The sequence below is a fragment of the Serratia sp. CY44782 genome (assembly GCF_052168715.1).
Lineage (GTDB): Bacteria > Pseudomonadota > Gammaproteobacteria > Enterobacterales > Enterobacteriaceae > Serratia > Serratia nevei.
This window is the reverse complement of the sequence record NZ_JBJNME010000003.1, coordinates 415678-428019: the sequence shown is the minus strand read 5'-3', so window position 1 is coordinate 428019 and position 12342 is coordinate 415678. Positions and strand designations below refer to the sequence as shown.

The window sequence follows — 12342 nt, the reverse complement described above, 5'->3', positions numbered from 1 at the left end:
GCTCTGAGTAAAATAATCAGCGGCTGGCGCCACTAATTGAGTTTGTTAATCAGGTCCATCATTTTTAGCCGGCTGTCGGACGAGACCTTACGCACCTCCAGCTCGATACCGCGATCGTTCAGTTTCTTAAACGCTTCGATATCTTTTTCATCGACGGAAACGGCGTTGTTCACCTGGGTTTTCCCCTGGCGGAACGCCATGCCGCCGATATTGACGGATTGAATATCCACGCCGCCTTCCACCAGACGCAAGACGTCGGTCGGGTTGGTAAACAGCAGCATTACGCGGTCGTTGGCGTACTTCGGGTTGTTCCAAACGCGGATCGCCTTCGCCACGTCCACCACGTGAGCGGTGACGCCCGGCGGGGCGACCTGGGTCAGCAGGGTTTTCCGCACATGGTCGGCGGCGACTTCATCGCTGACGACGATAATGCGGCTGACGTTGGTTTCTTTGGTCCAGCGGGTGGCGACCTGGCCGTGAATCAAACGGTCATCGATGCGCGCCAGGCCGATTTTCATGTGGTCGTTCGGCCCCAGCGGCGCCTGAGGGGCAGCGGCTTTGGCGACGGGTGCTGCGGGTTTTGCGGGTTCTTCCTGCGGTTTTTTCAGCGCTTTCACGCCTTCGCGGCCGGTTTCCAACGCCAGCGCCACCAGTTCATCGAAGGCGGGGTTGTCGTCCCGCGCCATGAAGGTTTCCACCAGCATCGGAATGTTGACCCCGGTGACGACCTCATAGTTTTCTTTGTCGACCGCAATGCGGCTGGCGGCGTTGAACGGGCTGCCGCCCCAGGTATCCACCAGGAACAGCACGCCGCCGCTGGTATCCAACCCACTGATTTTTTCGTTGTACTTGACGATTAACGTTTCGGCATTCTCACCGGGAACGAAGTCTATAAAGGCGACGTTGTCCTGCTCGCCCAATAGCATCTCCGCCGTTTTCAGCAGTTGTTCCGCTGCAGCCCCGTGTGTGCCGATGATAATAGCTATTGCCACTCGCTACCTCCTCGTTGAACTCCAGGCGCGGTTTGTGTCGTTTCTCCGCGCCGTCTTGGCAGTCACTTCCGCGGTTCAGATACATTATGGTAGAAAAAAAGAAACGCACGCCTAACATTTCTCACGCAGTTTCAAATGCCTGTGCGTGATGCTTCACGAACGCGTCATTTATTTTAGTGAGTGAAAAAATATTTTTTGTGACGCTGCTCCGTTATTGAATGCTCGGAGAAATCTTAGCTGTCGCAGACGATACGGCGTGGCGCCATGCTAAACCGCCGTTGAAAAAGCCGCTTTGTCCCCCAGAAAAATCCTGATACAGTAATTTCCTCTTTCATCACTAAGGAGTGAAGGGCCTCAGCCCTCCCTATGGACTGTCACCGAAGTTACTGCTTTACCAGGTTTCACCCGCCACCTGCTGGCGTTGCATATGCTGTTCGGCCCTTCGGCCACCTCCCGGTAACCCCATCCCGTCACTTTGCTATTGTCGACTGCGCCCATGCAGCGGCGGCATCGTCACGTCTGAGCGGCGTGCGCTCATTCCCACTTTTCTCTGGAGTCTGATATGGAATTTTTAATGGACCCCTCTATTTGGGCGGGGTTGCTTACGCTGGTGGTGCTGGAAATCGTGCTGGGCATCGACAACCTGGTGTTCATCGCCATTTTGGCCGACAAGCTGCCGCCGAAGCAGCGCGATAAGGCGCGCATCATTGGCCTGTCGCTGGCATTGCTGATGCGTCTGGGCCTGCTGTCGGTGATCTCCTGGATGGTAACCCTGACCACGCCGCTGTTCAGCGTCGGGGATTTCAGCTTCTCCGGCCGCGATCTGATCCTGCTGTTCGGCGGGGTATTCCTGCTGTTCAAAGCCACCATGGAGCTGCATGAACGGCTGGAAGGGCAGACGCACCAGGACGGCGCCAACCGCGGTTATGCCAAGTTCTGGGCGGTGGTGGTGCAGATCGTCATCCTTGATGCGGTGTTCTCGCTCGATGCGGTGATTACCGCCGTGGGCATGGTGAACGATTTGCCGGTGATGATGGCGGCGGTGGTGATCGCGATGGCGGTAATGCTGTTGGCGTCCAAGCCGTTGACTAACTTCGTGAACGCACACCCGACCATCGTGGTGCTGTGCCTGAGTTTCCTGTTGATGATTGGCCTTAGCCTGATCGCCGAAGGCTTCGGTTTGCACATTCCTAAAGGCTACCTGTATGCCGCTATCGGCTTCTCGATCCTGATTGAATTGTTCAACCAGATCGCGCGTCGCAACTTCATCAAGCATCAAGCGCGTCGCCCGATGCGCGAGCGCACCGCGGAAGCGATCATGCGCCTGATGGGGCAGCAGCGTACACAGCAGACGGACGATGCAGTCGCCTTGCCGAGGGATGAAACCTTTGCGGCGGAAGAGCGCTATATGATCAGCGGCGTGTTGACGCTGGCCTCGCGTTCATTGCGCAGCGTGATGACGCCGCGCACCGACATTTCCTGGGTCGACTGCGAGCGCTCCCGCGAGGAGGTACGCGCACAGCTGCTGGATACGCCGCACAGCCTGTTCCCGGTGTGTCGTGATTCGGTGGATGAGATTGTCGGCGTGGTACGCGCCAAGGATCTGCTGGTGGCGCTGGAGCAGGGTGAAGACATCGCCGAGTTCGCCGCCCGCACGCCGCCGATCGTGGTGCCGGAAACCATGGACGTCATCAAGCTGCTGGCGGTGCTGCGTCGCGCCAAAGGGCGTCTGGTGGTGGTCACCAATGAGTTCGGCGTCGTGCAGGGGCTGGTGACGCCGCTGGACGTGCTGGAAGCGATTGCCGGTGAATTCCCGGACGAGGACGAAACGCCGGACATCGTGGCGGAAGGCGACGGCTGGCTGGTGAAGGGCGGAACCGATCTGCACTCGCTGGAACAGGCGCTGGCCTGCGATGATCTGGTCAGCCCCACCGCCGACTACGCCACCCTGGCGGGGCTGCTGTTGGCCCACTACGGGCAGATGCCGGTGGCGGGAGATACCATCGAGCTGAACCACCTGCGTTTCGATATCGTTGAGGTGTCCGAATACCGTATCGAACTGGTGCGCGTTACCCGCGTCGCCCTGGACGATCCGGCGCACGCGTAACCCTCCCGCCGGGGGCTCAGGCCTCCGGCGGTTCCTCTTCCGCTTTCCTGACGCGCGATTCGTACTGCTGCAACCACAGCGGGAAAACATGAATCGGCATCGGCTTGGCGAAATAATACCCCTGCAGGGCATTGACCTCGCGTGAGCGCAGATAGTCGGCCTGTTCCTCCGTTTCCACCCCCTCTGCCACCAGTTTCAGCTTCAGGCGCTGCGCCAGCGTAATGATGGTGTCGGTCACCGTGGCGTTGACCGCATCGGTGCCGATGGCGGCGGTAAACCCGCGATCGATCTTCAAGACGTCCGGACTGAGGTTTTTCAGGTAGCTCAGCGAGCTGTGGCCGGTGCCGAAATCGTCGATGGCCAGCATGATCCCCATGTCTTTCAACGTGCGGATCTGGTCATACTGGATCGCCGACAGCGCGGTGCGTTCGGTCAGCTCCAGCATCAATGAGGGCATCGGGTGCGCCGGCAGCCAAATCTGGCGGATATCGTCGATGATGTTGAGCGTTTTAAAGTGCTCGGCGGCGACGTTGATGCTGATGTAGAAGGACGGTCGTGGCGGGAACAGCTGCAGATTTTCCGTCACGGTGTTCATCAGATAGCGAGTGAGCGGAATGATGAGCTCATGCTGCTCGGCCAGCGGAATAAACACGTCAGGCGAGATCCATCCTTGTCGCTTCTTTTTCCAACGCAGCAGCATCTCGACGCCAGCGCAGCGCCCGGTGTCGCTGTGGATGATAGGCTGACAGTAGACGCGGAACTCCCGATGAGTGATGGCATGGCCGATGTGGTAAGACAGGCTCATGCGGTTGGCGGTGAGCAGATAGACCACATAGGCCGCCAGCAGGCTGATCAACAGCGCCAGCGGGATATGGCGCGGCAATGCGGACAGCGCCAGCATGCCGATCTGTGGGCCGAACAGTGAAATCGAGAACGGGTACAGCGCGGAGCCGGCGGTGTAGCGCAGGTCGTTGGTCAGGGTGTCGCGGCTCAGGATTTCGCGGCGGCCATATTCCAGGCTGCTGTCGTCCACGTTCAGGACCACTCGCTGAACGTAAGGCTCTTGCGGCTCGAGTAAAAAGTTGGACAGCAGCTCGATATTGAATACGTGCAGCACGCCGCTGGTTTTATCGCGGGGGGATGGCGTCCACATCACCAGCGTGGGGAGGCCTTTGCTGACCGCCAGAGAGGGGCGCAGCGCCAGCCTGGCGTTGCTGTCGACGAAGGTGGGCATCACCGCGGCCAGCTGATAATGACGGGCGCCAAACAGGCTGGAGCAGTAAATAACACCGTTTTTCACCAGCAACATCGCGCGTAGCGCCTGATTTTGCGCGGCGCGAAAGCGCAGGGTCTATGAAACGTTTTCGCAGGGTTGGTCCAGCATGTCCATACTGCGTTCCGCCTGCATCTGCGCCGGCGTCAGCAATTGGTTGATCTTGCCGACGGTGCGGGTAGCCAACGTCTGCTGGCTCTGCTCGATGCTTTTGACCTCTTGATAGTAACGGGTATACAGCGATACCAACAGAATAGCCACGCCCACCGCTCCGGCCAGCAGCCAACGGTAGTAACGATATCGGGACGCGGCGAGGTGGGTCATCAACATCCGGTAAATCCTTGTTCGGTAATCCAGCTCCGAGTCACAGTCAGGCCATAGATCCTTAAGTTGCGCTCGGCTAATTCTAGCCTGAGGTTATACAAGATTGATGGTAACTCAGTAAATTATTTCAGTATGGTAAAACAGAAGGCCAATTTGCAGGCTAACCGCCCGATCGATGAGAAAAATGCAGGATATTTTCTGGTGACATTGTCACTAAAAGCGGTCAATGAATTGATTACCCATAAAAAACCCCGCCGGGCGGCGGGGTTGTCTGTCAGTCGCATTGCACCTTGATCGCCAGGCCGCCGCGTGACGTTTCGCGGTACTTGGCGTTCATGTCTTTGCCGGTTTCGTACATGGTCTCGATCACCTTATCCAGCGAAACGCGCGGCTCGCTGGTGCGGCGCAGGGCCATGCGGGCGGCGTTGATCGCCTTGACCGAAGCGATGGCGTTGCGCTCGATGCACGGCACTTGTACCTGGCCGGCAACCGGGTCGCAGGTCAGCCCCAGGTTGTGTTCCATGCCGATCTCCGCCGCCACGCACACCTGTTCAGGGCTGCCGCCGAGCAGCTCGGCCAGACCGGCCGCCGCCATGGAGCAGGCCACGCCGACTTCACCCTGGCAGCCGACTTCGGCGCCGGAAATGGAAGCGTTCATCTTGTACAGCGCGCCGATGGCGCCTGCCGCCATAAAGTAGCGGATATAGATATCCGGGCTGACGGATTCGATGAAGTGATCGTAGTAAGCCAGCACCGCGGGCACGATGCCGCAGGCGCCGTTGGTCGGCGCGGTAACCACGCGGCCGCCGGCGGCGTTTTCTTCGTTCACCGCCAGCGCGAACATGTTGACCCAGTCGATCACGTTCATCGGATCGCTGGAAAGTTTGTCCGACGCTACCAGCATGCGGCGCAGCGCGGAGGCACGACGCGGCACGCGCAGCGGCCCCGGCAGCACGCCTTCGGTGTTCAGACCGCGATCGATACAGGCGCGCATGGTTTGCCAGACGTTGCCGAAGTAGGTCTCGATCTCTTGCTTGCTGTGCAGCGCCAGTTCGTTCTGCATCACCATGCCGGACAGCGACAGCCCGGTCTCGCGGCAGTGATCGAGCATTTCGCGCGCGGAGTTGAACGGATAAGGCATTTTCAGCTCTTGCTCGCCGGCCTTGCCGAAGTTCTCTTCGTCGACGATGAAACCGCCGCCGATAGAGTAATAGGTCTTGCTGTACACTTCTTTATCGCCGGCGAAGGCGTGGATCTGCATGCCGTTCTCATGCAGCGGCAGGTTGTCGCTGCGGAAGACCATGCCGCCGTCGCGCGGGAAATCGACTTCATGCAGGCCGTTGGCCAGCATCAGGCGTTGACGTTGTTCTACATCGCGAATAAAACCCGGAATGCTATCGATATCGACGGTGTCCGGCATATTGCCGGCCAGGCCGAGAATGATGGCGATATCGGTATGGTGACCTTTGCCGGTCAATGAGAGTGAGCCGTAAACGTCTACGGCAACACGCGTGATAGAAGGCATCAGGCCTTTATTTACCAGATCGTCGACAAACTGTTTGCCGGCTTTCATCGGTCCAACCGTATGAGAGCTGGACGGGCCGATGCCGATCTTAAACATGTCGAAAACGCTAATCACGCTAAAACTCCTTAAAGAGACGTATTGTTATGGCTGCGGCGGTTAAAAACCGCGCAGGGAACAGCGATATTGTAAAAGGGCCGTGCGGGTTCGGCTGCCTTTTTCGCATGAAATTAAATAATCCGTGGTGTCGCTTTTTTTGCTGATTACCCGGGGCGAACCCTTAAGCGGGGTATCCGCTTTCGCCCAAGCTCCATTAACGGTAATCGCGCCAGCTTTCCGTGCTGAACGCCGCCGGCTTAATCCCTGTTTCTACAGTGGTTTATCTCGGACGGTGGTATTTTACAGGTATTTCGTAAGGTTTAAGAGAGGGTTTACAGTTTTTTTAAAACCATTCAACCGGAACGGTAGTCGAAAAAGCGATCAAATGAAGTGATTTCGATCGCTTTACCTGCAGCGGACGTTGACGGCCATGCCAGATTGCGAGTCAGATCACGCAATGCGGATTAAATACTGACCTGCTGAGCCAGGCGTCGAATGATGGCCGCGGTCAGCCCCCAGATAAACTGGCCGTGGTACCAGGAGAGGTAAATGCGGTGCGTATGGCCGGCGCGATGGATATCCAGCGGGTAGTAACGTGACAGGGTCAACGCTTCCCGCAGGGGCATCTCGAACACGTCCGCCACTTCGCCCTCGTTGGCGTGGAACTGCACGTCCGGCGGGATGAGGCCGACGATGGGCGTGACCTGAAATCCGGTGCTGCTGTCGAGCGGCGCCATTTGGCCGAGCACGGTAACCACGTGCGGCGGTATCGCCACTTCTTCCTGCGCTTCCCGCAGCGCAGTGACGATCGCCGAGCCGTCTTCGGCATCGGTTTTCCCGCCGGGGAAGGCCACCTGGCCGGCATGTTTACGCAGCGAATCGGCACGGCGGGTCAACAGCAGCGTCGGCTCGGCGCGGCAAACGATCGGGATCAGCACCGCCGCCGGGCGCACATTGTGTGAAATCTGCGCCGCCTGCGGCAGCTGCAGTTGAAAACGGCTGATAAAGGCGTGCAGTGAGGCCGACGAATTCGATGGGATCACGACAGGGAGTACTCCCCAAGCTGCGGCAGAATACGGCCAACCTTGTCGAAGGTCTCCTGGTATTCCGCCTGTTCCTGGCTGTCTGCCACGATGCCGCCGCCGGCGGAGCAGTGGATGCGGCCGTTTTCGGTGACGAGCGTGCGGATGGTGATGTTGGTGTCCATGGTGCCGCAGGCGCTCAGGTAACCGATGCTGCCGCAATAGGCGTTGCGACGCTGCGGCTCCAGCTCTTCGATGATTTCCATCGCCCGCACCTTGGGCGCGCCGGTGATCGAACCGCCGGGGAAGCAGGCGCGTAGCAGCTCGGTGGCCGAGGCCGGTTCCGGCAGGGTGGCGGTAATGGTGCTCACCAGGTGATGCACCGCCGGGAACGGCTCCACGACGAACAGTTCCGGCACCCGTACGCTGCCGGGCTGGGCGACGCGGCCAATATCGTTGCGCAGAAGATCGACGATCATCAGATTTTCAGCGCGATCTTTAGGCGAGTCGGCCAAACGGCGAGCCTGTGCGGCGTCTTGTTCTGTGTCAGCCAGCCGCGGCAACGTGCCCTTGATCGGGCGTGTTTGGATACGCTGTTGCTCCAGCCACAAGAAGCGCTCGGGAGAGACGCTCAGCACGCTGTTGTGCGGCAACCGCAGGAAGGCGGAGAACGGCGCGCGGTTGCAGGCGCTCAATCGGCAAAACGCCTGCCATTCATCCCCCTGATAGTCGGCGGAGAATCGCTGTGCCAGATTAATCTGGTAACAGTCGCCGCTACGCAGGTAGTGCTGAATACGTTGGAACTTTTCGCCGTATTGTTGGCGGCTCATATTGGCACGCCAGTCGCTCAGCAGCGTGAAAGGGCGCTCTGTCGGTGCGGTTTGGCTATTGAGCCAGCGCCAGCGCTGCTCCACATCGCCATAGCTGAGCAACGTCAGGGTTTGCAGCTGGTGGTCGGCGATCAATGCCCAGTCATAAATGCCCACCGCCATGTCCGGCAACGCGAGGTCGGCTTCGGCCAACTGCGGCAAGGTTTCCACCCGGCGCCCAAGATCGTAGCCGAACAGCCCCAGGGCTCCGCCCTGAAACGGCAGATCCGGGTTAAAGGCCGGCTGCCAGTTTTGCGCCGCCAACTGTTGCTGCAGCAGGGAAAACGGATCTTCCATCGAATAAGTAGTGACGCCGTCACTTTCAATTTCCGTACCGGCACCTCGAGTGGTGAGCGTCGTGCGCGGCTGTGCGACCAGAATATCGAAGCGATTATGCGAATGCTCGGCAAATCCAGAATGCAGCAACATCGCCCAGGGATGCGCTGAAAGCGGGGCGAAAAGCGTCATCAGAGCACGGCGGCTATAGGGCAAAAACTTTATGTTTGGGGCGGTTACGCTCATGAACGTCAAAAAACCTGGCTGTAAAGACGGCGTTGTCTGGCCGTTAGTGTGCCATAGACGGTCACGGCATGCATGTTTCGCCATGCGAGACATGCAGCACACTTCACATAAACGGCACTTCAATAAACCTGAAATAAGGCATTTTTTGCGCCATTCATTATACTTCGATATGTTAAAAATTTAACGTCAAAATGAACTGGATGTCTCATTCATCGAGGGCGCAAGACCCGAGAAATATAAAAACGATTCGTTAGTTTCATAAATTTATTGTTACCCATCGTTATTATCGGGGTGGCGCGGGATAGTTTTGTCTGTGTTTTTTCACGCTGACTGGCCGGTGAAATGGGTGCCATATTAGCCACTGTTTTCCTGTTGAAAGCATGAAAAGATAATACAAGATAAATCTTATTTAACTTGCTGTGTAAATCTGAACACCAAGTTTTATTTTCCCGGTCGAACACTGAATAGACTGACTATTTTATAAAAAATAAAATTATTATTTTGTTACATTATCATTGAAGAGCTGCCTATGTCGTTAATGCTGAGCGTCATCGTCCCGATGCACAATGCGGGAGAATTATTAGAGCCTTTCCTGGCTTCGTTGCTGGCCCAACGCGAACAACGCCTGGAGGTGATCATCGTCAACGATGGTTCTACCGACGGTTCAGGAGAGACCGCGCACCGTTACGCGGCGGCGCATCCGCATATTCGGGTCATCGATCAGGCCAACGCCGGCGTTTCTAACGCGCGTAATGCCGGGCTCGCCGTGGCCCGGGGAAAATACGTGGCGTTTCCCGATGCCGACGATCTGCTGGCGCCGAACATGTATTCCACGCTGCTGGAGCAGGCGGAGCTCCACCAATTAGACGTGATGCAATGCAATGGCGAGCGCTATTTCGCCAGTGAAGACGAATTACAGCCGATTTTTCCCGAGGCACGTTTACAGACCACCGACGTTATCACCGGCGTACAGTGGTTCGAACGTGCATTGAAATCGAGAAAATTTATTCACGTTGTATGGTTGGCAATATATCGCCTCGATTTTATCCGCCGGCATCGGCTTTATTTTGAACCGGGATTACATCATCAGGATATTCCCTGGACGACCGAGGTCATGTTTAATGCCCAACGGGTCAAATATTTAAGTACGCCGCTGTACCGTCAACGGGTACACGACAAGTCGATCAGCAATCGTCGCCGCACCGGCAAAGCAAACGTGGATTATCAACGCCACTATATGAAAATCGTCGAAATGCTGGAGCGGCTCAATCTGCGCTATGCAAGCAGCATTGCCATTCGTCCGGCTTTTCATTGGCAAATCACCCGTGAAGCGTTGGGCATTTGCCACAGCATTCGCCGTGAGCCGGATCCGGTCGCCCAGAATCAGATTACCGAAGAGTTTTATCAGCGCGGCATCGACAGAGCAATGTTCGCCAACGCGCGCGGCGTGAAGCAGGGGTGGCATGTCATGCTGTGGCGGCATCGCCTGAAGCAGTGGCGCAGCGATAACGGCTGCTCGCAAGTGGCCTGAGGCACAAGACGTTGGGATCCGTCGCGTTAGCGCGTATACTCCTTCTCCCTTTTGCCGGAGAGAACGACACATGCATGCAGGTATGCCATTACTGAGTCACGCGGAGCAGCAGGAAGCGGCGGATCGCATCCATCAACTGATGGAGCAGGGCATGAGCAGCGGTGAAGCCATTGCTCGCGTTGCGCAGGAAATTCGTGAGAAGCATCAGGGCGCTCAGGTTGCGGTACTGTTCGATGACGATGACGAAGACGAGCAGCATGATGCCGCACCAGAGGCGCCGCGGGATGACGATGCTGAAGAAGACGAAGACTATTGATGTTATCGGGGCCGCGCAAGCGGCCCCGTCAGTTTTAGCCGTTGACCGCCACCGCGGCAGCGGCTTGTTTCGCTAGCTCCACCGCCTGTTCCGTCGTGTCCGCCGTCGCCAGCGCTACGCCCAGACGACGTTGCCCGGCGATCTCCGGTTTGCCGAACAGGCGCAGCTGGTTGTGCCCGCGCAGCGCGTTTTCCAGCCCGCTGAAGCGTACATCGGTGCTGGAGAGCTGTGGCAGGATCACTGCTGAAGCGGAAGGGCCGAACTGGCGGATAGCGCCGATCGGCAAACCGAGAAAAGCACGAACGTGCAGGGCGAACTCGGACAGATCCTGTGAAATCAACGTGACCATGCCGGTATCATGCGGGCGTGGCGACACTTCGCTGAAGATCACTTCGTCGCCACAGACAAACAGCTCCACGCCGAACAGGCCGAAACCGCCCAGGGCTTTCACCACTTTCTCCGCGATAGCCTGGGCCCGGCTCAGCGCCGTCGCCGACATCAGTTGCGGCTGCCAGGATTCGCGATAGTCCCCATCCTCCTGACGATGGCCGATCGGCTCGCAGAAGTGCACGCCGTCCACGGCGCTGATGGTCAGCAACGTAATTTCAAAATCGAATCTTACCAGCCCTTCGACGATCACCCGGCCGCCGCCAGCGCGGCCGCCCTGTTGGGCGTAATCCCAAGCGCTTTGCAGTTGTTCAGGCGTGCGGATCAGGCTTTGCCCCTTGCCGGAAGAGCTCATCACCGGTTTGACGATGCACGGGTAGCCGATGTGCTCGACTGCCTGTCGGAAAGTCGCTTCGCTGTCGGCAAAGCGGTAGCTGGAGGTAGGCAGGCCGAGTTCTTCCGCCGCCAGACGGCGGATGCCTTCACGGTTCATCGTCAGGCGTGTGGCTTCGGCGCAGGGCACCACGCGGTGGCCCAGACGTTCAAGTTCAACCAGCATGGCGGTGGCGATTGCTTCGATTTCGGGAACGATATAGTCCGGCTGCTCTTGTTCGATAACGGCTTTCAGCGCCTCGCCGTCCAGCATATTGATGACGTGGCTGCGGTGTGCCACATGCATGGCGGGGGCATCGGCGTAGCGATCGACGGCGATCACTTCCAAACCGAGGCGTTGGCATTCAATGGCGACTTCTTTACCCAGCTCCCCGGAGCCGAGCAACATAACGCGGGTGGCGGAAGGGCGCAGGGCAGTTCCAATCGTTAACATAGTTTCGTACCTGGATCGGTGAAAATAAGCGGATTGATGATCGGCGGGCAGTATATACGAAAACGATTGCGTGCACAGCCGTCGCGCCAAGTTTGTTGCTAACTTACTGTTTTTATAACAGGCAGAAATATTTGCCCTGCATGGGCGATTATGCGTTAATAACCGACGGCGAAAGAAGGCCTATATATCGCAAGGTTTTCGCGTCTCGTGCCGTCAAGGCAGGTTTATCAAGTAAAGGAAACACAAATGAGCAAGATCACTGGTCACGTTAAATGGTTCAACGAAAGCAAAGGTTTCGGCTTCATCACGCCTGCCGACGGCTCTAAAGACGTTTTCGTTCATTTTTCCGCTATCGTTAGCGATGGTTTCAAGACCCTGGCGGAAGGTCAGCAGGTTGAGTTCTCCATCCAGGACAGCCAACGTGGCCCAGCCGCAGCCAACGTCGTTGCTATTTAACGACTGAGCCGCCAAGAAACCCGCCGCCGGCGGGTTTTTTTATGCCCGCTGCCCGTAACGTCGCCCATCTCTGTTATCATTTACCGCTGATTCGGC

9 protein-coding genes and 1 pseudogene are annotated in these 12342 nt (G+C 57.6%); 4 read left to right on the top strand and 6 right to left on the bottom strand.

Annotation, left to right across the window (positions count from 1 at the left end; genetic code table 11):
- Positions 1 to 32: 32 nt before the first annotated feature.
- Entirely contained in the window at positions 33 to 992 is a 960-nt protein-coding gene (gene manX, locus ACJ8HT_RS07995) for a PTS mannose transporter subunit IIAB (RefSeq protein ID WP_033654424.1), read from the bottom strand.
- A 562-nt stretch (positions 993 to 1554) separates the two neighbouring features.
- Between manX and ACJ8HT_RS07990 the strand changes: the two genes are divergently transcribed.
- Positions 1555 to 3099: a TerC family protein gene (locus tag ACJ8HT_RS07990; RefSeq protein ID WP_049195011.1), complete on the top strand. Its 1545-nt coding sequence runs from the start codon at positions 1555 to 1557 to the stop codon at positions 3097 to 3099.
- Between the two features lie 16 nt (positions 3100 to 3115).
- Here the strand turns inward: ACJ8HT_RS07990 and ACJ8HT_RS07985 are convergent.
- The 4 genes and pseudogenes from ACJ8HT_RS07985 to pabB form a co-directional block, all read right to left on the bottom strand.
- Positions 3116 to 4702, bottom strand: a pseudogene (locus tag ACJ8HT_RS07985) (EAL domain-containing protein).
- Between the two features lie 268 nt (positions 4703 to 4970).
- Positions 4971 to 6335: an L-serine ammonia-lyase gene (gene sdaA / locus ACJ8HT_RS07980; RefSeq protein ID WP_194572654.1), complete on the bottom strand. Its 1365-nt coding sequence runs from the start codon at positions 6333 to 6335 to the stop codon at positions 4971 to 4973.
- A 446-nt stretch (positions 6336 to 6781) separates the two neighbouring features.
- Complete coding sequence (locus ACJ8HT_RS07975) at positions 6782 to 7360, bottom strand: CoA pyrophosphatase (RefSeq protein WP_194572655.1); 579 nt, start codon at positions 7358 to 7360, stop codon at positions 6782 to 6784.
- Positions 7357 to 8730, bottom strand: a complete 1374-nt coding sequence (gene pabB / locus ACJ8HT_RS07970; protein WP_194572656.1) for an aminodeoxychorismate synthase component 1 — start codon at positions 8728 to 8730, stop codon at positions 7357 to 7359. The genes ACJ8HT_RS07975 and pabB overlap by 4 nt, the downstream gene beginning before the upstream one ends.
- Before the next feature lie 529 nt (positions 8731 to 9259).
- Here pabB and ACJ8HT_RS07965 point away from each other — a divergent pair.
- Both ACJ8HT_RS07965 and ACJ8HT_RS07960 read left to right on the top strand, forming a co-directional pair.
- Positions 9260 to 10261, top strand: coding sequence for a glycosyltransferase (locus ACJ8HT_RS07965; protein ID WP_060439767.1), 1002 nt, complete (start codon positions 9260 to 9262; stop codon positions 10259 to 10261).
- Between the two features lie 70 nt (positions 10262 to 10331).
- The gene (locus ACJ8HT_RS07960) at positions 10332 to 10577 is read left to right on the top strand and encodes a YoaH family protein (protein WP_197652962.1); all 246 of its coding nucleotides are present in this window, start codon (positions 10332 to 10334) and stop codon (positions 10575 to 10577) included.
- 34 nt (positions 10578 to 10611) lie between these two features.
- Here the strand turns inward: ACJ8HT_RS07960 and purT are convergent, their stop codons facing one another.
- The gene (gene purT, locus ACJ8HT_RS07955; protein WP_197652961.1) at positions 10612 to 11790 is read right to left on the bottom strand and encodes a formate-dependent phosphoribosylglycinamide formyltransferase; all 1179 of its coding nucleotides are present in this window, start codon (positions 11788 to 11790) and stop codon (positions 10612 to 10614) included.
- A gap of 246 nt (positions 11791 to 12036) precedes the next feature.
- Between purT and cspE the strand changes: the two genes are divergently transcribed.
- Positions 12037 to 12246 carry a transcription antiterminator/RNA stability regulator CspE gene (gene cspE, locus ACJ8HT_RS07950; RefSeq protein WP_004927572.1) on the top strand — a complete coding sequence of 70 codons (210 nt, stop codon included), beginning with the start codon at positions 12037 to 12039 and terminating at the stop codon, positions 12244 to 12246.
- The last annotated feature ends 96 nt before the right edge of the window (positions 12247 to 12342 follow it).

Coding starts and splice junctions, on each gene's coding strand:
- ACJ8HT_RS07990 (WP_049195011.1), top strand. CDS start 1,555: ATGGAATTTTTAATGGACCCCTCTATTTGGGCGGGGTTGCTTACGCTG.
- pabB (WP_194572656.1), bottom strand. CDS start 8,730: ATGAGCGTAACCGCCCCAAACATAAAGTTTTTGCCCTATAGCCGCCGT.
- cspE (WP_004927572.1), top strand. CDS start 12,037: ATGAGCAAGATCACTGGTCACGTTAAATGGTTCAACGAAAGCAAAGGT.
- purT (WP_197652961.1), bottom strand. CDS start 11,790: ATGTTAACGATTGGAACTGCCCTGCGCCCTTCCGCCACCCGCGTTATG.
- ACJ8HT_RS07960 (WP_197652962.1), top strand. CDS start 10,332: ATGCATGCAGGTATGCCATTACTGAGTCACGCGGAGCAGCAGGAAGCG.
- ACJ8HT_RS07965 (WP_060439767.1), top strand. CDS start 9,260: ATGTCGTTAATGCTGAGCGTCATCGTCCCGATGCACAATGCGGGAGAA.